The 19,672-nt window shown below is 63.5% G+C and carries 18 protein-coding genes and 1 pseudogene; 17 read left to right on the top strand and 2 right to left on the bottom strand.

The features are described 5' to 3' along the window. The first annotated feature begins 55 nt into the window (after positions 1-55). The 11 genes from GMST_RS00900 to GMST_RS00850 all read left to right on the top strand — a co-directional run bounded on the left by GMST_RS00900 (position 56) and on the right by GMST_RS00850 (position 11,230). Positions 56-595 (top strand): DUF4124 domain-containing protein, encoded by a 540-nt coding sequence (locus tag GMST_RS00900; protein WP_183352717.1) that lies wholly within the window; start codon positions 56-58, stop codon positions 593-595. 89 nt (positions 596-684) lie between these two features. Next, positions 685-1,518: a carboxylating nicotinate-nucleotide diphosphorylase gene (gene nadC / locus GMST_RS00895; RefSeq protein WP_183352716.1), complete on the top strand. Its 834-nt coding sequence runs from the start codon at positions 685-687 to the stop codon at positions 1,516-1,518. After that, positions 1,512-2,504: a biotin--[acetyl-CoA-carboxylase] ligase gene (locus tag GMST_RS00890; protein ID WP_246399151.1), complete on the top strand. Its 993-nt coding sequence runs from the start codon at positions 1,512-1,514 to the stop codon at positions 2,502-2,504. Before nadC ends, GMST_RS00890 begins: the two co-directional genes overlap by 7 nt. A gap of 218 nt (positions 2,505-2,722) precedes the next feature. Then, the gene (locus GMST_RS00885; protein WP_183352715.1) at positions 2,723-3,487 is read left to right on the top strand and encodes a type III pantothenate kinase; all 765 of its coding nucleotides are present in this window, start codon (positions 2,723-2,725) and stop codon (positions 3,485-3,487) included. Positions 3,488-3,749: 262 nt separating this feature from the next. Further along, positions 3,750-5,849, top strand: a complete 2,100-nt coding sequence (gene fusA, locus GMST_RS00880) for an elongation factor G (RefSeq protein ID WP_183352714.1) — start codon at positions 3,750-3,752, stop codon at positions 5,847-5,849. A gap of 168 nt (positions 5,850-6,017) precedes the next feature. Beyond that, entirely contained in the window at positions 6,018-7,088 is a 1,071-nt protein-coding gene (locus GMST_RS00875; protein ID WP_183352713.1) for an SPOR domain-containing protein, read from the top strand. After that, the gene (locus GMST_RS00870; RefSeq protein ID WP_183352712.1) at positions 7,088-8,047 is read left to right on the top strand and encodes a hypothetical protein; all 960 of its coding nucleotides are present in this window, start codon (positions 7,088-7,090) and stop codon (positions 8,045-8,047) included. Before GMST_RS00875 ends, GMST_RS00870 begins: the two co-directional genes overlap by 1 nt. A gap of 18 nt (positions 8,048-8,065) precedes the next feature. Then, positions 8,066-8,905 (top strand): GTP-binding protein, encoded by an 840-nt coding sequence (locus GMST_RS00865; protein ID WP_183352711.1) that lies wholly within the window; start codon positions 8,066-8,068, stop codon positions 8,903-8,905. A gap of 6 nt (positions 8,906-8,911) precedes the next feature. Next, positions 8,912-9,595: an MgtC/SapB family protein gene (locus tag GMST_RS00860; protein WP_183352710.1), complete on the top strand. Its 684-nt coding sequence runs from the start codon at positions 8,912-8,914 to the stop codon at positions 9,593-9,595. Between the two features lie 124 nt (positions 9,596-9,719). Further along, positions 9,720-10,256, top strand: coding sequence for a rubrerythrin (gene rbr / locus GMST_RS00855; protein WP_183352709.1), 537 nt, complete (start codon positions 9,720-9,722; stop codon positions 10,254-10,256). Between the two features lie 152 nt (positions 10,257-10,408). Next, on the top strand, positions 10,409-11,230 hold the full coding sequence (locus GMST_RS00850) for a cytidylate kinase family protein (RefSeq protein ID WP_183352708.1): 822 nt from the start codon (positions 10,409-10,411) through the stop codon (positions 11,228-11,230). A 142-nt stretch (positions 11,231-11,372) separates the two neighbouring features. Here the strand turns inward: GMST_RS00850 and GMST_RS00845 are convergent. Both GMST_RS00845 and GMST_RS00840 read right to left on the bottom strand, forming a co-directional pair. Then, a pseudogene (locus tag GMST_RS00845) lies at positions 11,373-11,600 on the bottom strand (IS110 family transposase); the annotation flags it as partial. A gap of 501 nt (positions 11,601-12,101) precedes the next feature. Continuing rightward, the gene (locus GMST_RS00840) at positions 12,102-12,974 is read right to left on the bottom strand and encodes a PHP domain-containing protein (RefSeq protein ID WP_183352707.1); all 873 of its coding nucleotides are present in this window, start codon (positions 12,972-12,974) and stop codon (positions 12,102-12,104) included. A 159-nt stretch (positions 12,975-13,133) separates the two neighbouring features. Here GMST_RS00840 and GMST_RS00835 point away from each other — a divergent pair, with 159 nt between their 5' ends. The 6 genes from GMST_RS00835 to GMST_RS00810 all read left to right on the top strand — a co-directional run bounded on the left by GMST_RS00835 (position 13,134) and on the right by GMST_RS00810 (position 19,656). Next, positions 13,134-13,361: a hypothetical protein gene (locus GMST_RS00835; protein ID WP_183352706.1), complete on the top strand. Its 228-nt coding sequence runs from the start codon at positions 13,134-13,136 to the stop codon at positions 13,359-13,361. Between the two features lie 2 nt (positions 13,362-13,363). Then, positions 13,364-14,026, top strand: a complete 663-nt coding sequence (locus GMST_RS00830) for an endonuclease III domain-containing protein (RefSeq protein WP_183353250.1) — start codon at positions 13,364-13,366, stop codon at positions 14,024-14,026. Between the two features lie 132 nt (positions 14,027-14,158). Next, complete coding sequence (locus GMST_RS00825; protein WP_183352705.1) at positions 14,159-15,016, top strand: NAD(P)-dependent oxidoreductase; 858 nt, start codon at positions 14,159-14,161, stop codon at positions 15,014-15,016. Between the two features lie 379 nt (positions 15,017-15,395). Beyond that, entirely contained in the window at positions 15,396-16,358 is a 963-nt protein-coding gene (locus GMST_RS00820) for a diguanylate cyclase (RefSeq protein WP_183352704.1), read from the top strand. A gap of 67 nt (positions 16,359-16,425) precedes the next feature. Next, the gene (locus GMST_RS00815) at positions 16,426-19,080 is read left to right on the top strand and encodes a response regulator (protein ID WP_183352703.1); all 2,655 of its coding nucleotides are present in this window, start codon (positions 16,426-16,428) and stop codon (positions 19,078-19,080) included. Between the two features lie 99 nt (positions 19,081-19,179). Further along, on the top strand, positions 19,180-19,656 hold the full coding sequence (locus tag GMST_RS00810; protein ID WP_183352702.1) for a YehS family protein: 477 nt from the start codon (positions 19,180-19,182) through the stop codon (positions 19,654-19,656). The last annotated feature ends 16 nt before the right edge of the window (positions 19,657-19,672 follow it).

Here is a 19,672-nt window from a genome sequence, read left to right as displayed (position 1 = left end):
TCGTTTTTCATGTTTAGCCTGTTTTTTCTTTAACTGCTGCATCTTGGAGGGTGACATGAAACGTATCTTCGTCGTTATGTTGTTACTGTGGGGCTTTGCGACTTTGGGAGCCCAGGCCGCCTTCTACACCTGGGTCGATGCCCAGGGAGTCACCCATTTCACCGACAACCCCGAGCACATCCCCGCCAAGTACCGCCCCCACGCGAAGGAACTCGACATTGCCGATGAGCCGGCCGCAACGAAAGGGGCGCCCCCGGCTCGGCCTGTCATGCGCCCCCTGCAGGCCGCTCCCGCCCCCGGGGGGCAGCCGTCCAGCTACGCCGGGAAACCTGCCGGCTGGTGGCGCGACAGCTTCGCGATGCTGCGGGGGGAACTCAAGGCCCTGGAGAGCGGGCTTGCCGAAAAACAGAACAAGCTCGCCGAACTACGGCGCAAGCGCATTATCTACACCCGGGTTCAGGACCGGTTGGCGGTGAACAGCATGCAGGCCGAGGTTTCCGCCGACGAGCTGCGCATCGCCGAATTGCAGAAACAGTTGGCCGATCTCGATCGTCAGGCAACCCAGGCCGGGGTGCCCTCAGAGCTGCGTCAGTAGCGGCTTGCCCGACTCTATTAGCGGTTGCGGGCTTGGTTAAGCTGTGCTATAAAAAACTGCCGCTTTAGACGAGGGAGACGCCCAAATACATGAACGGAATTGACAGGATAATTGAAGTAGCACTCGCCGAGGACATTCACACAGGCGACATCACCACCCAAGCCATGCTCCCCCAGGCCCGCCGCATGCGGGCCCGTCTGGTTGCCAAGGAACCGCTGGTTCTTTCCGGCCTCTCAGTAGCCGCGCGCGTCTTCGCCCGGCTGGATCCCACCGTAACGTTTCAGGCCTCGTTCGAAGACGGCGCCCGGGTCGAGCCGGGTACGGTGATCGCCCGCATCGAGGGTGACGCCGCCGCGCTTTTGCAGGCCGAGCGGGTCTCGTTGAACCTCTTGCAGCGCATGTGCGGTATCGCCACCCAGACCGCGGCCTTCGTGAAGGAGCTGGAGGGGACCGGCGCCCGGGTGGTGGACACCCGCAAGACGACCCCCGGCTTAAGGGTACTGGAGAAGTACTCGGTCCGGGTGGGCGGCGGAACCAACCACCGCACCGGCCTCTACGACGGGGTGCTCATCAAGGAGAACCACATCGCCGCGGCCGGCGGGATCGCCGAGGCGGTGCGCCGGGCGCGCGCCTTTATCCCGCACACCCTGAAGATCGAGGTGGAGACCGAGACGCTTGACGAGGTGCGTCAGGCCCTCGAGGCTGGAGCCGACATCATCATGCTGGACAACATGACACTCGAGCAGATGGGCGAGGCGGTGGCGCTGATCGCCAAGCGCGCACTGGTCGAGGCTTCGGGCGGGGTGAGCCTGAAGACCATCCGCGCCATCGCCCTTACCGGGGTCGATATCATCTCGGTCGGCGCGCTCACCCACTCGGTCAGGGCCGCCGACATCTCCATGCTGATGGAGGAGTGTTGCTAGAGGAGAGCGTCGACGCGAAGATCCTGGAGATCATGCGCGCCGGTGACGGGTTCGCCTCGGGCGAGGCCCTGAGCCGGGAACTCGGGGTGTCGCGGACCGCCGTCTGGAAGCACATCAAGGGGCTGCGCGGCCAGGGGTACCGGATCGAATCGGTGCCGGCCAAGGGGTACCGGCTGGTGACCGCGCCCGACCTGATCACCCCGGCGGAGTTGACCCGCGGCCTTGCCACCAGGCGGGTCGGCGGCCGGGTGGTCTGCCTCAAGGAGACCGACTCCACCAACGCCGTCGCCTTCAAGATGGCCGAGGAGGGTGCCGTCGAGGGGACCGTGGTGATCGCCGACACCCAGTCGGCCGGGAAGGGGAGGCTGGGGCGCATCTGGCTCTCGCCCCCCGGGGTGAACCTGTACTGTTCGGTGGTGTTGCGTCCCCCGATCTCTCCGGTTGCCGCCTGCCAGCTTACCTTTCTGTCCGTGGTCGCCGTGGCCCGTACCATCGAGCGCGAGACGACGCTCATTCCGCAGATCAAGTGGCCCAACGACATCCTGGTTGCCGGGAAGAAGGTTGCGGGGCTTTTAAACGAGATGAACGCCGAGACCGAGAAGGTGAACTTCGTGGTGCTGGGGATCGGGGTGAACCTGAACATGCGCCTGGAGCAGCTGGGGAGCACCCTGCGCCACCCCGCCACGTCCCTTCTCGAGGCCTCCGGCACCCCGGTGCGCCGGATCGCGTTCGCCCGCACCCTCCTCGAGGAGTTGGACGGCCTCTACGACCGGTTCCTCATCGAGGGAGAAGCCCCGATCCGTGCCGAGTGGCTGGAGCGCTCGGCGATCGGCGGGCGGCGGGTCAAGGTGAATACCGGAAACGGCGAGTTCCGGGGAACCGTGCAGGGGGTGGATGCCTTCGGGGCGCTGCTGGTCCAGTCCGATCAGGGGGCGCTGGAAACCGTGCTTTCAGGCGACGTCGCACTGCTGGACGGGGATGCATAAACCCCACACCTTGAAAACCAAAGTAACAAGGATGAATGGGATACACGGGATGGAAACAAAAAGCCGTGAGAGTTTCTAAGGCTTAGACTGAGACTTAAGCTTTAAGCTCAAAGTTGCGATTTTCGTTTCCAAAGGTTCAGGTTTCATCCCATTCATCCCTGTTAAAGATCGTTCCCGTTTTTTTGTGTCCTATATATCCCTGTTTGGAGGGTTTTGTTTTGCTGCTGGTCATCGACGTTGGAAACAGCAATATCGTACTGGGTATCTACCACGAAGAACGTCTGGTCAAGGACTGGCGCGTATCTACCGACAAGTTCAAGACTGCCGACGAGTACGGCATCCTGTTCCACGACCTTTTCAGGCTCGCCGGGATCGGCTTCTCGGACGTGAAGGACATCATCATCTCCTCGGTGGTCCCGACCCTCACCGGGGTCCTCGAGAAGCTGTCCCGCCAGTACTTCGAGATCACCCCGTACGTGGTGGGCCCGGGGATCAAGACCGGGATGCCGATCCACTACGACAACCCGAAGGAGGTGGGGGCCGACCGCATCGTCAACGCCATCGCCGGGTACGAGAAGTACAAGACCGCCCTCATCATCGTCGACTTCGGCACCGCCACCACCTTCGACTACGTCAACAAGAAGGGGGAGTACTGCGGCGGCGCCATCGCCCCGGGGCTCATGATCTCCATGGAGGCGCTTTTCCAGAAGGCGAGCAAGCTCCCGCGGGTGGAAATAGCCCGTCCCGCCAGCATCATCGCCAAGAACACGGTGAACTCGATGCAGGCCGGTATCTTCTTCGGCTACGTGGGCCTGGTGGACGGTATCGTGCAGCGCATGAAAGGTGAGGGGAAGGAAAGCCCCAAGGTCATCGCGACCGGCGGACTTGCCTCGCTGATTGCCCCGGAATCGACCACCATCGAGAGCGTGGACGAGTTCCTCACCCTGGAGGGGCTGCGCATCATCTATCGCAGGAACAAATGACTGCGGTTCTAGGTGCTACGTTCTAAGTTCTACGTTGAACGACTCGAACCGGCTGTTGTTGGCTGACGGATATGATCTGCAAAGATCGGCACATGCTTGTAACGTAGAACCTAGAACCTAGAACGTAGAACTTGGAACTTAGAACCTTTCAAAGGAGGTCGCGGCAGGAGGCAAGTACCGGAAACTGGACGTTCGTTTCTCTCACAGCTCGTATTTCGTTCGAAGTAGGTCAGTGACTGATTAAATTCCAACGGGGGGCACTATGGGAAGGTATGAAACGGCAAAACTGCGCAATCTGGGAATTGTAGCTCATGGGGGTGCCGGGAAAACCTCGCTTGCCGAGGCTATCCTGTTCGACGCCGGGATGATCGACCGCCTCGGGCGCGTCGACGAAGGCACCTCCACGATGGACTATGAGCCTGAGGAGATCAAGCGTCGCATCTCCATCACCTCCTCCCTGGACCACTGCGAGTGGAACGGGCACTCCATTCACCTGGTCGACACCCCGGGCTACGGCAACTTCATCGCCGATACCCGCGCCTGCATGCGCGCCCTCGACTGCGCCGTGGTCATCCTCTCCGCCATCTCGGGGGTGAAGGTGCAGACCGAAGAGGTCTGGCAGTGGGCCAACGAGTTCGAGATCCCGCGCATCGCCTTCGTGAACAAACTGGACCGCGAACGCGCCAGCTTCTTCCGCGCCATCGACGACATGGAGAAGGCGCTGGGCGCCCGCGGCGTCGCGGTGCAGATCCCGCTGGGGCTCGAGGCCGACTTCAAGGGGGTCATCGACCTGATCCGGATGAAGGCCTACGTCTACAAGGACGACCTCTCCGGCAAGTTCAGCGAAGAAGAGATCCCCGGCGAGTACCGGGACGAGGCGAACCGGCTGCGCGAGATGATGGTGGAGACGGTCGCCGAGGCCTACGACGCGCTCACCGAGAAGTTCCTGGAGGTGGGGGAGCTGACCGAGGCGGAGATCCTGGACGGCCTGAGGGTCGGCACCATGCGCAACACCTTCACCCCGGTACTGTGCGGTTCGGCCGCCATGAACATCGGCGTGGCGCAGCTTTTGGACGCGGTCTGCGATTACCTCCCGTCTCCTTTGGACCGCACCAACGCGGTCGGCATCGATCCGAAGAGCCAGGAGATCGTCGAGCGCGCACCGTCCGAAAACGAGCCGTTCTCGGCCTTGGTCTTCAAGACCACGTCGGATCCCTACACCGGCAAGATCACCATCTTCAGGGTCTACTCGGGCGTGCTCAACTCCGACTCGACGGTTTGGAATCCGGGCAAAGGGGTTCAGGAGCGCATCGGTCAGATCTACGAGCTGGAAGGGAAGAAGCAGCACCCGGTGCAGCAGGCGGTTGCCGGCGACATCGTCGCGGTCTCCAAGCTGAAGGAGACGGTCACCGGCGACACCCTGTGCGCCGAGGCTAAACCGATCCTCTACGAGCCGGCACAGCAGCTCGCCCCGGTCATCTCCTACGCCATCGAGCCCAAGACCAAGGCCGATGAGGACAAGATCCACAACGCCTTGCACCGGATGATCGAGGAGGAGCCCACCCTCGAGTCGCACCGCGATCCGCAGACCAAGGAATTCATCATCTCGGGGATGGGGCAGGTGCACCTCGAGGTGATCGTCGAGAAGATGAAGCGCAAGTTCGGCGTGGAGGTGGTGCTGAAGACCCCGAAGGTCCCCTACCTGGAGACCATCAGGGGGAGCGCGAAGGTGCAGGGGAAATACAAGAAGCAGTCCGGCGGGCGCGGCCAGTACGGCGATTGCTGGATCGAGCTCTCGCCGCTGCCGCGCGGCGAAGGGTACCTGTTCGAGGACAAGATCGTCGGGGGCGTGATCCCGCGCCAGTACATCCCGGCCGTCGACAAGGGGATCCAGGATGCCGCCAAGGAAGGATTTCTGGCCGGCAATCCGGTGGTCGACATTAAGGTGGCGCTCTTCGACGGCTCGTTCCACACGGTCGACTCTTCCGAGATGGCCTTCAAGGTGGCAGGATCCATGGCCTTCAAAAAGGCGATGGAGCTCTGCAAGCCGGTGCTCTTGGAGCCGATCGTCAACATGAAGGTCACGGTCCCCGACGAGAACATGGGGGATGTGATCGGCGATCTCAACTCGCGGCGCGGCAAGGTGGTCGGGGTCGAACCCAAGGCCAACTCGCAGATCATCCGCTCGGTGGTCCCCATGTCCGAGGTGCTCACCTATTCAAACGATCTGCGTTCGATGACCAGCGACCGCGGCCTTTTCACCCTGGAGTTCTCGCACTACGAAGAGGTGCCGAGCCACCTGGCCCAGAAGATCATCACCGAGTCGGCAAACCTGAAGGGTAACGGTAACGGCGCCCACTAGCCCCGGGCTGGCTCCTCAACCAGCTCCAGGCACTACTGTGTGATTTACTACGGAACCCGGCCTCTCCCGGTCCCGTGCGGACCGGGCGGCCGGGTCAGGACGCCTCGCGCGCGTCTTTTTCCGGTTGAACATTGAGTACTACCATTTAAAACGAGGAGGATCAGCAACATGGCCAAAGATTTTAACCCGGATGCAGAGGATCAGCTGCCGGAAAAAAAGAGTTCACAGCAACTGCTCCTGCTCATCCTCCTGTTGCTCATCCTTGTCTTCGCCTACCTGTACTTTTTCACCGGTCTCATCAAGCCGCGCGGCGAAGAGCCCAAGCCGCAGCCTGCCCCGGCAGCCGAAGCGCCGGTGAAAAAACCGCTCCCCCCCCGCCCCGAGGCAGGCGCCGCGAAGCCCGAGGCGAAAGTGGCCGAGGCCGGCAAGCAGGCTCCCGCCGGCAAGCCGGAAGAGAAGAAGGGGGAGGCGGGCAAGCCTGCCGCCAAGCCTGAGGAGAAGAAACCCGCTCCGGCTGCCGCCAAGCCGGAAGAGAAAAAGGGCGCCCAGCCCCCTGCCAAGGCTCAGGCCGCCAAGCCGGCCGCCAAGCCGGGCGCCAAGGAAGCCGCCGAACCTGCCGGCAAGGAGGTTGCCGCCGCCAAGCCGGGACAGGCTGCCAAGGAGACCAAGCCCGCCGGCGCCGCCGAGAAGAAGGGCGCCGGCAAACCGGCCCAAGGGAAGGGGAAAGAGGCTGCCGCCGGGAAGGGCGCCGCACCTGCCAAGAAGGCACCCGCTGCCGCCTACGCCCTGCAGATCAACGACGACCTCGCCGAGAGCGAGGTGAACTCGGCCGTCGCGAAGCTGAAAAAGGCCGGCATCACCCAGGTGGTGAAGACGAAGAGCCAGAAGGGGGAGCTCATGCACCGGCTTTTCCTGGCCGACTTTGCCAACCGCGACGAGGCGCTCGAAGAACTGGAGCGCCTGAAGCTGGCTGCGCCGGACGCCTTCATGCTCAAGGAAAACGGCCGCTACGCCGTCTATGCCGGCTCCTACCTGCGCGAAACCAAGGCGACCAGCGAGCAGAACCGGCTCCAGGCCAAGGGGGTCCAGCTGCTCCCCAAGACGGCGACCCTGCCGGTTGCGGTCTACAAGCTGCGCGCCGGCGCCTTCGCCGATACGGCGGCCGCCGAGAAGGCTGCGAAATCCCTGAAAAAGGCCGGGCTGGACGCCGGCGTGGTTAAATCCGCCCAGGCGAAGTAATGAGCCAACCGGCCGAAAAGGTCACCTTCAAGGTCTCGGCGGCGGCTGCTCCGTACATCGGTGCGGACAAGCCGCTCGCCGAGCGTCTCAAGGCCGCCTCGGGCAAGGCGGGTCTGCCGCCGCGCGACGCCCTGCTCCTGGTCTTTTACCTCTGCCACGACGCCGACCCCGCAGTGAAGCGGACCGCCCTGGAGACGCTCAGGGGGCTGCAAACCGGCTTCCTGCGTCAGCTGCTCCAGGACCCCAACCTGCACCCGCGCATCCTGGACCTTTTGATCAAGCTGCACCGCGACAAGGGCGAACTGGTCCCCCTTTTCCTGGCGCACCCCTCGCTTACCCCGGCTGCCGCAGCGTTTCTGGGCCAAGAGGACACAGGCGGCGCGGCTCCCTCCGCCGCGGCAGGAGCGCCGGAGCCTGAATCCGGCGCCGGGCAGGTGCCGGATGCCGAGCCCCCCCAGGAACCAGGCCCGGAGCCGGTCGAAGAGGGTGAAACCCCAGCCGGGGGGGAGCCTGAGGGGGAGGAGGAACCGGCCGAGGAGGACTTCCAGTCCAAGTACCAGCAGGCCCAGGAGATGGGGATCGGCGACAAGATCAAGATGGCCATGACCGGCGACAAGGAGTGGCGCGGGCTTTTGATCAAGGACTCGAACAAGCTGGTTTCTTCGGCGGTGATGAAAAACCCGCGCATCACCGACGCCGAGGTGCTCACCATCGCCAAGTCGGCGGTGCAAAACGACGAGATCCTCAGGATGATCTGCGCCAACAAGGAGTGGGTGAAAAACGCCCAGATCCGCAAGGCGCTCGCCGAGAACAACAAGACGCCGCTTCCCGCGGCACTCCGCTTTGTGGCGACCTTGTCCGACAAGGATTTAGCCCTCATGGCCAAGAGCAAGAACATCTCGTCGGTGATCGCCAGCCAGGCGCGACGCATCCTGCTGAACAAAAACAAAGACAGGTGAATACCTAAGGAGTTCGACATGGCCTTGGTTAATCAGGCAAAAAGGGAGATCAACGCCAAGCTCGTCTTCTACGGGCCCGGCCTCTCCGGCAAATCCACCAACCTAAAACACGTGCACGGCAAGTTGAGGCCCGAGTTCCGCGGCGCCATGAAGGTGATGAGCGTCCAGGAAGCGCGCATGCTCTTCTTCGACTTCACCCCGCCCGGCGATGGTAACGTGCTCGGCTACCGGGTCCGCTTCCATGTCTACACGGTTTCCGGTGAGGTGGTTGAGCCGGCAGCCTGGAAGATGGTGCTCAAGGGGGTGGACGGCGTGGTGTTCGTGGCCGATGCCTCCCCAGGGCGTGCCGAGGCCAACCGCGAGAGCCTGGACCACCTGGACGCCTTCTTGAAGGGGTACGGCCAGAGCCTCTCCAGCGTGCCGCTGGTGTTCCAGTACAACAAGTCGGATCTCCCCGACGCCGTAGCGCAGCAGGACCTGGAGCGTATCTTGAACCCGTCCCGGCTCCCGAATTTTCAGGCCAGCAGCCAACGCGGGGAGGGGGTCTTGCAGACCCTGCTCGCCCTGGTGAAAACGGTCCTGAACGAGCTGCGCACCAAGGGTCTCGAGGGGGTAGCCGGGGCCGAGGCTCTGCAGGGGCTTGTGGAGCCGCCTGCCGGCGCTGCCGAGGCGGCGGTCCCTGTGGCCGCTCCCGGGGCGGGTGGAGGTGCTGACAGCGGGGAAGCGCTCTCCCTGGAGCTCGCCGGCACGGCGCGACCGCTTGCCGGCGGCAAGATCGAGGTCCCGCTCACCGTAAGCTGCGGTGCGCGCAGGAAAACCGTGCTGCTCACCCTCTCCCTCACCCTGGGCGAGGAGTAGCGCCCCATGGTTCCCGCCCTTGACGGGGGGCTCGTGCTGAGGCTTTTGCTCGCGTCGTTTCTGGGCGGGATGATCGGGCTCGAGCGCGAGCTGCACGGCCGTCCTGCCGGCTTTCGCACCCACCTTCTGGTTTCGCTCGGCTCCTGTCTCTACGCCTTGGCCTCGCTCGAGGTCTACCGCCAGTTCGGCAACTTCTCGGGTTCCGTAGCGGTGGGGGTGGATCCGGGGCGCATCGCCGCCCAGGTGGTGACCGGGATCGGTTTCCTCGGCGCCGGCGCCATCATCCGCGACAAGGCCGCCATCCGCGGCCTCACCACCGCGGCCTGCCTCTGGGTGGCCGCCGCCCTGGGCCTTGCCTGCGGGCTCGGGCTGTTCCAGTTGGCGCTGTGCGTCACGCTGATCGCCATCGCCTCGCTGTTGTTGCTCAAGCAGCTGGAAAGCAGGCTCCCCAGGGACGCCTACTTCTATGTGCAGATCTGGGGGGATAACGATTCCCAGCTGGTTAAGCGCGTCGACGCGGCGCTCTCCGGCCACTGCGTGCAGCCTCTGGCAGCCAAGTTCGACCGGGACCGGGTCGAGCACTCCTTTTTCATCGAGTACCAGGTCAAACTCGCCGGGAAGGCCGGCGCCGGCGAACTGGCAGAAGTCCTAAGCCACGTCGCCGGCGTGCGCCGGGTGAGAATCGAATAGCAGGCCAAGGCGTGCGATCAGGGCGCATCCGGGGGCTCGTTTTCACAACGTTTTGGAGCGTGCGACGGCCGGCCAACGGCGGTGTCGGGCGGCGCATCGGAAGGACCATCAAAGGAGGAAGTACATGGCAGAACTCAAGGGAAGCAGGACCGAGCAGAACCTGTTGGAAGCCTTCGCCGGCGAGTCGCAGGCGCGCAACAAGTACACCTACTACGCCGCTGTGGCGAAGAAGGAAGGGTACGAGCAGATCTCCGCGCTCTTCACGGAGACCGCCGAGAACGAGAGGGAGCACGCCAAACTGCACCTGAAGGCGCTCGGGGGGATCGGCGACACCCTCGCCAACCTCAAGGCGGCCGCCGCCGGTGAGTTTGCCGAGTGGACCGACATGTACCCCCGCATGGCCAAAGAGGCACGCGAGGAGGGGTTCACCGCCATCGCCGTCATGTTCGAGAGCATCGGCAAGATAGAGAAGGAGCACCAGGAGCGCTACAAGCTGCTGCTCGCCTCGCTCGAAGACGGCAGCGTCTTCAAGGCCGAGGAACCGGTGCGCTGGAAGTGCCGCAACTGCGGCCATATCCACGAAGGTACCGAGGCGCCGCAGCTCTGCCCGGTCTGCCTGCACCCCCGCGCCCACTTCGAGCGCGCGGCCGACAACTTCTAACGCCACCCCGGCGAGGGGAAACCTCCCCTCGCCGGACCTTCCATCCCCCCTGCATCACTAAGGTTTCCCCTACTTATCCTTACTAAACCCTTGTATACGAGCAACCTGGCGTGCTATGATGGCCGCGGTTTTCATTAGCAAAGGAGGCACGCATGGCAATCATCACCATTTCCCGTGAAATGGGCACCGGCGCCTACGCCATCGCCAAGGAGCTGGCCAAGAAGCTCAAATACACCCTGGTGGACCGGGTGAAGATCGAGGAACTGGCCCCTTCTTATGGACTGACCACTGAAATTTTGGAGAGGGTCGACGAAAAACCACCCTCCTACCGTACCGCCGAGGACCGGCTGCAGGCCGCTTACCTGAGCACCATGGAACTGATCCTTCTGGAGAGCGCCCGCAAGGGGAACGTGATCCTCTACGGCCGCGGCGGCCAGGACCTCATCGAAGGGCTCGATAACGTGGTGAAGGTCCGCTTCGTGGCCCCCTTTGAGGACCGCGTGGAGAAGTTCGCCGAGCGGGAATGGATCGACCCCGAGTTGGCCCGCGACCTGATCCGCAAGAGCGACCACCAACTGGGCGGGTTCATCCACTTCTACTTCAACCGCGACTGGAACGACCCGCTCGCCTACGACATCATGTTCAACACCACCCGCATCTCGCAAAGCGCCATGATCGACTGCGTGATGGCTGCCGTGAAGGACCCCCGGCTCAAGGAGAGCGAGGAGGAGTCCATGGCGCTTCTCGAGGACATCATCCTCGCCAAGCGGGTTCAGGTGGAAATCCTGCGCTCCAGCAGCGTGCGCATCCTGCAATCGCGGATCACCGCCGAAGACGGCGTGGTGACCATCTCGGGGCACGTGCAGTCCGAGGAGGAGATCGAGGAGGCGCTGCGCCTGGCCCGCACCGTGGACGGGGTGGCCGACGCGGAGAGCACGCTCGACGTGATCAGCTTCAAGCCGACCAAGGACTGACGAGCTGTTTTTTGAGAACGAGAAAAGGGCCCCGGAGAAACCGGGGCCCTTTTTTGTTGATTCGTCGGGGAATTCCAGGGAAGCTGTCCAACTGGGTCCCTCTCCCCTCGCGGGAGAACAACTGTGTTTATAGTCAAGAGGATTAACTAAAATCAGGAGTCCAGGGCTGCATCGCTTTAACCATGGCATTGAGAACCGTTAGCAGCTTTCTCATGCACGCCACCATTGCCACCTTGTAGAGTTTTCCCGCGGCAATGAGCCGATTGTAAAAAGCCTTGATTGCAGGGTTGTAGCGAACAGCAGATAGAGTTGCCATATACAGCATGGTTCTCACCGTTGCTCGGCCACCGAAAATCGCCCTTTTGCCACGCATGCCCACCGGTGGCCTCCAGCACGATTAACCTGGGATTAAGCTCCTTCAGCCGCGAGGCTAGATCGTTGCAGCCAGTTTCATCATTAGCGACACTGGTTTCTTTGCTGACGGGAAAGGTAGCTACATCAAGGGTTGCTTTACTGACATCAATACCAACAACGAGATCACTCATCTTCACTCCCTGCCTTGCGGATACGGGATCGTAGAAGTCCCTGGCAACTGTTCGGGATATTGAAGGAAGTCATGGCGCCTCAAGCTCTCCCACGGGCTCTGATCCCAGAGGGACGACGTGCTACCATGACTCAGGAAACAGTTGGTGACTTAACCTATACAAGCCCTGTGTAATATACAAGGGACAGGGTGAGGGGGAAAGTGCCACATCATTGCCGATGGCGGCTTCACACCTACCCCCCGGCCCCCTCCCGTCAAGGGAGGGGGTGGTGTGGTTACCGAATTCCCGGAAGAGCCTCTTTTGCCGAGGATACTGCGGCGCGGGTTTTAGCTGCTCAGCGGGCGAGCCGCCTGCGCCTGGCTCCGTTTCAGTGCCTCGACGCAGGAGTAGGGGACGGACATCGAGCCGCGGCCGCTTCCCATCATGATCCCCTCTTCGATGCCGTGGTAGTCGGAACCGCCGGTCCAGACCAGCCCCTTCTTCTCCGCGTAGTACCTGAGCCAGGCGCTATCCTGGTCGTTGCAGATGTTGTTGAAGGCCTCAACACCCTGAAGCCCCATGGCGCACAACTCGTCGAGGACCCCGGTGAGGATGGTCCGGTCCTGGGTGATGCTGGTCGGGTGCGCCAGCACCGCTACCCCCCCCAGTCTGCGGATGGTGGCGAAGGCCTCGTCCACCGGGAAGTAGCGCTTGGGGACGTCGCAGGGGATGAGGTAGCGCATGAAGGCGTCCTGCATGTTGGCTGCGTACCCCTTGGCGACCAGGACCTGGGCGATGTGCGGACGGCCGAGCGCACCGCCTGCCAGCGCGGCGGCCTCCCGGCTGTCGATGGGGGCCCTCCCCTCCAGGGCCAGCTTCTCGTTGATCTTGTCGACGATCGCCTCGCTGCGCCGCTCGCGCTTGTCGCGGAACTCCCTCAAGGTGGCGAGGAGTTCCGGGTCGCGGTGGTCGAGAAGGTACCCCAAAAGGTGCACGTCCCGGTAGGGGCCGAAGGCGACGGAGAGTTCCAGGGCGGGCAGCACTTCAAGATTGCAGGCCTTTCCCGCCTCGAGCGCCTCGTCGATGCCGTCCACCGCGTCGTGGTCGGCGAGGGCGATGGCGGAAAGCCCCAACCCGCAGGCCATGGCGACCAACTCGGCAGGGGTGCGCACGCCGTCGGAAAAGGTCGAGTGCAGGTGTAAATCGATCAGACCGTTCATGATGTCTCCTTTTTATAGCCCGCACATTATAGGGGTTTTGCCCCGATCTGCAACCTTATAAGCGCCGGCTCACTTATCAGTTGCTTGAGGCTGCCGCATCTTGTATAACGGGGCAGGCTGTAAGCGACATGCGCACCGCTTCGGTGTAAAGGGGAATTCGTGGTCAAGGACAAGAAGGGACTTATTCTGGGGATCAGCGCGCTGGTCACCTTTGTTGTGGGTGGTTTGGCCACCTTTGCCGGGCTCGCGCTGCTTGGGTTCATGAAGCACAAAGACGTGCTCGGCCTGGGAGACGGGCGCAGCATCGGCGTCTCCCTCATCATCATGGGGCTCTTCGGCTCGATCGTCGGCGTCCTCATGATGCGCTTTTGCCGCAACCGCTTCTAGCCGTGCAGGGGGACCAGATCCACCAGGCGATGGCGCTTTTGGCCGAAACCATCGAGGAGAGGGGATGGGCCACTCCGGCGGTCACCATCGTGGCGACGCAGGACCGCGACCCCTTCAAGGTACTGGTCTCCTGCATCCTTTCGCTGAGGACCCGCGACCAGGTTACCGCCGAGGCCTCGACCCGGCTCTTCGCCATCGCCGCCTCCGCGGAAAAGCTCGCGCTGGTGCCGGTGGAGCAGATAGAGGAGGCGATCTACCCGGTCGGCTTCTACCGCAACAAGGCCCGGCAGATCAAGGAGATCTCCCGGCTCATCGTGGAGCGCTACGCGGGACGGGTCCCCGACGACCTGGACGAACTGCTCACCTTCAAGGGGGTGGGGCGCAAGACCGCCAACCTGGTGCTTACCCTGGGGCACGACAAGCCGGGCATCTGCGTCGACATCCACGTGCACCGGATCACCAACCGCTGGGGGTACCTGAAAACCCGTACCCCCGAGGAGACCGAGTTCGCCCTGCGCGCCAAGCTGCCGCCCGAATACTGGATCGCCATCAACGATCTTCTGGTCTGCTTCGGCCAGAACCAGTGCACGCCCGTTTCTCCCCGCTGCAGCAGCTGCCCGTTGGCTCCCCTCTGCGACCGGGTCGGCGTGGAGAAATTTCGCTGATAAACGTTGCATAGTTAGGGTAATGCGGTTATAATGCAAACCCTGTTTTAAATTTCAACATAATCAGATCCGCCCCGGCGGGTTTGACTGTGATCCACTGATGCCGGCGCATCAGCCACCTTGGGGGAAGCTATGCTGAGAAAGATCGGTTTTGTAGGGCTGGGGACTGTGGGCGTACACATGGCGGCCAACCTTGCCAAGTCGGACTATCAACTTACCGTATTCGATGAAGACGCCCACGCGGTCGCCGAGCTCGCCAAACTCGGTGTGAAGGTCGGCCAAACGCCGGCGGAAACCGCCAAGGGGCAGGACCTGGTGATCGTCATCGTTCCCGAGAGCAAGTTCCTGGTCTTCGGAGAGAATGGCGTTTTGGAGGGGATCGATCCCGGTACCATCCTGGTGGATATGGGGACCCACTGCATCGAGACCATCGAGAAGATGAGCCAGGAGGCCGTGAAGCGCCGGGTGATGTTCCTGGAGGCGCCGGTCTGGGGGACCAAGGAGCACGCTTCCAACGGCCTTTTGACCATCATCGCCGGGGGCGACGAGTCGCTCCTGGGCCGCTGCCGCGAGCCGTTCTCCTACTTCGGCCTGAACATCATCCACGTCGGCAAGATCGGCGCCGCAACGAGGATGAAGCTGATCGTGAACCTTTTGCAGGCCGAGATGATGCTGTCGCTCTCCGAGGGGCTGGTGCTGGGCGAGAAGATGGGCTTCAGGGCCGACAAGATCCTCGAGGTGCTCGATTCCGGCGGGGTCGCCTCGCCGCTGTTCCACTCCAAGGGGCGCAGCATCCAGCGCGGCGACTTCAGCCGCAACCTGGCCCTCAAGTACGTGCACAGCCAGATGAACCGGGTCCTGGAGACCGCGGAGAGCCTCGGGCTGGAACTTCCCGCGGCGAAGACGGTGTGCGGGGTGTACGCCCAGGCGGTCGAGGACGGCAGGGGGGAGGAGGACTTCTCCGCCATCGTGAAACTGCTCCGCAAATAGCCGGTTTTTGACGGATCTTGTGTCGAAACGAAGGCGCCCCCAGGGGCGCCTTCGTCGTTTCCGGGACCCTTACTTCCGTTTCTAAGAGGAGAGGATGCCTCCAGGGTGGCCGGCGCAGCTTTCTCGCTGACTTCGCTGCCCCGGGTCCCGCAGAAACACCACGCGTTGGGGGTTGCTTTCCGGCCGCCCGCTGAGGGTGTTGCGCCGCGCCCCGTGGCGTAACCCACGCCCTGTGCGGTGGCTCCGCAAAGATGGTCGCATCATAATGAAAACGGAGCCGGGTAATTTACAATTTTTGTTTTATACTATCCGGGATTCGTTTTCCTGTTCCCGTATTTCGGCGCAACAGGTCGATCAGACTGATGATTCCGAGGTTGCCATGCAGAGGAAACACCCCCGTCCGAAGATCCTCATCATCGACGATGTCCCCGCCAACATCGGAACTCTCAATGAGACGCTCAAAGGCGATTACGATATCTACTTCGCGGTAAGCGGTGCCGAGGGGCTGCGGGTCGCCGTCGCCCTGATTCCCGACCTGATCCTCCTTGACATCATGATGCAGGAAATGGACGGCTTCGAGGTCTGCCGCAAGCTCAAGAGCATCGAGCAGACCGCCCACATCCCGGTGATCTTCGTGACGGCCGCGGTGAGCCACGAAGAGGAGGCGCGCGGGTTGCAGTGCGGGGCGGCCGACTACATCACCAAGCCGATCAGCCCGCCGGTGGTGGCGATCCGGGTGCGCAACCACCTGGAGCTGATCCGGCGCAGCCGGATGCTCGAGGCCTTGAGCGAGGAGTTGGCGCGCAAGAACCGGCAGTTGCAGATGCTCGCCCGCATGGACGGCCTGACCGGGCTCGCCAACCGGCGCTTTCTCGACGAGACCCTGGACTCGGAGGTGCGCCGGGCCCAGCGCTGCGGCACCCCCTTGTCGCTCATCATGTGCGACATCGACTTCTTCAAGCGCTTCAACGACCGGTACGGCCACCAGGCGGGGGACGACGCCCTGCGCCGCATCGGCGCCCTGCTGCAACGGGTCTTCCAGAGGGGGAGCGATTTTCCCTGCCGCTACGGCGGGGAGGAATTCGCGGTGATCCTGCCGGAGACCGGAGCGGAACAGGCCTCCCACCTGGCCGAGCACCTGCGCCGCTCCATGGTAGAGGAGGGGGTGCCCCATGCCTTTTCCGACGTGGCCGCCTGCGTCACCTTGAGCGTCGGGGTGGTGAGCGCGACCGCATCCGAAGAGCGCACCGCCCGCTGGTTCCTCGCCCAGGCCGATGCCGCCCTCTACCGATCCAAGGACGAGGGGAGGAACCTGACCACTGCGGTGGTGTTCGATCCCTAAGGCGCACCGGCCGGCCGCCCACCTTGCACCCCGTAACCCCTGGCAGTACCCGACGGAGTATTTGGCTATGGACCTGGAAACGCCGCTTTCTTGCCACCTGGAACCTTCCCTTGATGCCGAACATACCCGCGCCCTGGGCGAGGCCCTGGACCTTTCCCGTACCGTCATAAACGTCGCCACCTCGGGGATCATCGCCTATCGCGCAACAACCGGCGCCTGCGTATTAACGAACGAGGCGGCCGCGGCGATCCTGGAGACGGCGCCTGAAATCTTGCGCCAGCTCGAGTACCGCCACCTGGCACAGTGGCAGCCGGGCGGGCTCTTCCTCCCGGCCGAAGAGGTGCTTGCCAGCCCGGCACCGCTCAAGCGGCGGGTCCTCCTGGTGACCCCAAGCGGCAGGAAACGCTGGCTGGAGAGCGTCTTCACCCACTTCACGAGTTCCGGCGGCAGCCATCTCTTGCTGCTCCTTGAGGACATCACCGAGCAAAAGCAGGTCGAAGAGGAGCTCAAGCAGGCCAAGGAGGCGGCCGAGTCGGCCAGCGTCGCCAAGGGGCAGTTCCTGGCCAACATGAGCCACGAGATCAGGACCCCGATGAACGCGATCGTGGGCCTGGGGCAGCTTGCCCTGCAGACCGAGCTCACCGAGAAGCAGCGCGACTACCTGATGAAGATCCTGGCGGCTTCCCAGTCGCTGCTCGGGACGCTGAACGACATCCTCGATTTCTCCAAGATCGAGGCCGGCATGCTGGGGATCGAGTCGATCCCTTTTTCCCTGCACGACTCCCTTTCCCGGATCGCCGGGCTCATCACGGTCCGCTCGGCGCAGAAGGGGCTCGAGATCCTGTACCGGATCGCCCCCGGCGTGCCGGACCGCCTGGTCGGCGACCCGCACCGCCTCGAACAGGTACTGATCAACCTTCTGGGAAACGCCGTCAAGTTCACCGAGCACGGCCAGGTGATCCTCGCCGTGGAAGGGGAGCCGCTCGATGCGCAGGGGCGCCGGATCAGGCTCCAGTTTACCGTCTCCGATTCGGGGATCGGGCTGTCGCGCGGCGAGATCGACCGGCTCTTCCAGCCCTTCACCCAGTCGGACAGTTCCACCACGCGGCGCTTCGGAGGGACCGGGCTGGGGCTTAGCATCTCAAGCCGGCTCGTGCAACTCATGGGAGGGGAGATCTCGGTGCTGAGCGAACCCGGGCGCGGCAGCAGCTTCAGGTTCACGGCGGAGGTCGAGAAGGGGTCCAGCGCTCACCTCTCCTTCGCGCGGTTCCAGGGGGCCGACGGAGCGGCTCCCAAGGTCCTGGTGGCTGACGACAACGCGCTCGCCGCGCTGCTGCTCGCCGAGATGCTGCAGGCGCACGCCCTTCGGGTGCAGGTGGTCTCCAGCGGCCGGCAGGCCCTGGATGAACTGGTCCGCGGCGCCGGCGCAGGGCCCGGCGAAGCCTACCAGTTGGTGTTTCTTGACTGGCGCATGCCGGACCTGGACGGGCTGGAGACCGCCCGGCAGATCCGCGAGGCGCTCCCCGCGGACCAGCTTCCCGCCGTCATCGTCACGACGGCCTTCGAGAACGCCCGGGTGGTGGACCAGGGGGCCGCGTTCGGGGTGCGCGCCTTCCTCGCGAAGCCGGTTCTGCCGCGCATCCTGCAGAGCCGACTCGAGGAGGTCTTCGGACACTGCGCGGAGGGTCCGACCAGGAGGAACCCGCTCTGCGGCGCACGGGTGCTGCTTGCCGAGGATCACCCGATCAACCAGGAGATTGCCCGCGAGATCCTCACCACGAGCGGCGCGCTGGTCACCATCGCGGGAAACGGCCAGGAGGCGGTACAGGCGGTACTGCAGGCAACGCACCCCTTCGACCTGGTGCTCATGGATATCCAGATGCCGGTGATGGACGGCTTCCAGGCGACACGGCTGATCCGGGAGGAACCGGTGGGGCGCAGCATCCCGATCATCGCCATGACCGCCAACGGCTTCGGCGATGAGCGGGAGCGCTGTCTGGATGCCGGAATGAGCGACCACGTGGCGAAGCCGATAGATCTGGACGAGCTGTTCGAGGTACTCAAGCGCTGGCTTAGGCGTCCCGCCGAGCAGGTGAACCTCGACGCCGCCGTTTGCGAGCACACGCTCGGCGAGCGCCAGCAGGGTTTCGACCTTGCGGCCGGGCTCAAGCGGGTCGAGGGCAACCAGCAACTTTTGGCCCGACTGCTCGGCGCCTTCCGTGCCCAGCACCACGGTGTGGTTGCCGAGATTCGCGAGGCGATTGCCCAGGAACTTTCCGGCCAGGCGGCTGCGCTCATACACATGTTGAACGGTTTGGCCGGCAACCTGGGCGCCGAGCGGGTTTGTGCCGTGCTGGCCGAGCTGGACGGCGCCCTGCAGGACGGTAACCTGCAAAGCGTGGAACTGCTCCTGGAAGCCCTGCAAAGCGAGCTGCAGCTGGTCTTCGATGCGGCCCAGACCCTGGCGGGTGACGACTTCCCCCGGCAGAAAGTGGTGCTCAAGGGGGCGACCGAGGAACTGACCACCCTTTTCAGCGAGCTCTCGGGACACCTGTGCACCAACAACCTGCAGGCCCTCGAGCTCTACAACCGGCTGGTGCCGTTGCTGGCCCCTTCGGAAGCGGTCGAGCTCTTGAGGGAGCAGCTCGCGGCCCTCGATTTCCGCAGCGCCCAGCAGACCCTGGAAGACATTGCCCGCCAAGGGCTTTCCAAGGCCCGGTAGGCGTCCGGTTCCCCGTCCCCTCAAAACCGTTGCCGCTTTGGGCGCACCATGCTATGAATGGCGACAACGAAGCGCCCATTTTCAGATTCCGGAGTATTGATGACCAACAACGACGTACTGCGCAGGCTGCGTTACGCCCTCGATCTCAGCAATCCCACCACCTTGCAGATCTTTCGCCTGGCCGACCACGATATCAAACAGCCCGAGCTCCTTGCCTTTCTCAAGAAGGAAGGGGAAGAGGGGTACCTTGAGCTGAGCGGCGCCCTCCTGGAAGCCTTCCTGGACGGACTGATCGCCCTGCGCCGCGGCAAGCGGGAGGATGGCGCCGCGGTCCCCCGCACCGGGAAGATCGGCAACAACGACATCCTGAAGAAGCTGCGCGTGGCGCTGGAACTCAAGGAGGGGGATCTTCTCGAATTCTTCAAGCTGGCCGGTTTTCCGATCTCCAAATCCGAGCTGGGCGCCCTGTTTCGTACCAATGGGCATGCGAATTACAAGGAGTGCGGCGACCAGTTGCTCAGGAACTTTCTCAAAGGGCTCACCTTGAAGTACCGGGACCAGGCCGCCCAGAGCTGACCGCAACGGGCGGCCG

It is taken from the genome of Geomonas silvestris, assembly GCF_014193515.1.
In the GTDB taxonomy this organism is placed as follows: domain Bacteria; phylum Desulfobacterota; class Desulfuromonadia; order Geobacterales; family Geobacteraceae; genus Geomonas; species Geomonas silvestris.
The sequence above is the reverse complement of the archived record's forward strand: the minus strand, read 5'-3'. Positions and strand labels throughout refer to the sequence as shown.

Coding starts and splice junctions, on each gene's coding strand:
- GMST_RS00850 (WP_183352708.1), top strand. CDS start 10,409: ATGGCAATCATCACCATTTCCCGTGAAATGGGCACCGGCGCCTACGCC.
- GMST_RS00825 (WP_183352705.1), top strand. CDS start 14,159: ATGCTGAGAAAGATCGGTTTTGTAGGGCTGGGGACTGTGGGCGTACAC.
- GMST_RS00865 (WP_183352711.1), top strand. CDS start 8,066: ATGGCCTTGGTTAATCAGGCAAAAAGGGAGATCAACGCCAAGCTCGTC.
- GMST_RS00820 (WP_183352704.1), top strand. CDS start 15,396: ATGCAGAGGAAACACCCCCGTCCGAAGATCCTCATCATCGACGATGTC.
- GMST_RS00900 (WP_183352717.1), top strand. CDS start 56: ATGAAACGTATCTTCGTCGTTATGTTGTTACTGTGGGGCTTTGCGACT.
- GMST_RS00810 (WP_183352702.1), top strand. CDS start 19,180: ATGACCAACAACGACGTACTGCGCAGGCTGCGTTACGCCCTCGATCTC.
- GMST_RS00870 (WP_183352712.1), top strand. CDS start 7,088: ATGAGCCAACCGGCCGAAAAGGTCACCTTCAAGGTCTCGGCGGCGGCT.
- rbr (WP_183352709.1), top strand. CDS start 9,720: ATGGCAGAACTCAAGGGAAGCAGGACCGAGCAGAACCTGTTGGAAGCC.
- GMST_RS00815 (WP_183352703.1), top strand. CDS start 16,426: ATGGACCTGGAAACGCCGCTTTCTTGCCACCTGGAACCTTCCCTTGAT.
- fusA (WP_183352714.1), top strand. CDS start 3,750: ATGGGAAGGTATGAAACGGCAAAACTGCGCAATCTGGGAATTGTAGCT.
- GMST_RS00860 (WP_183352710.1), top strand. CDS start 8,912: ATGGTTCCCGCCCTTGACGGGGGGCTCGTGCTGAGGCTTTTGCTCGCG.
- GMST_RS00875 (WP_183352713.1), top strand. CDS start 6,018: ATGGCCAAAGATTTTAACCCGGATGCAGAGGATCAGCTGCCGGAAAAA.
- GMST_RS00840 (WP_183352707.1), bottom strand. CDS start 12,974: ATGAACGGTCTGATCGATTTACACCTGCACTCGACCTTTTCCGACGGC.
- nadC (WP_183352716.1), top strand. CDS start 685: ATGAACGGAATTGACAGGATAATTGAAGTAGCACTCGCCGAGGACATT.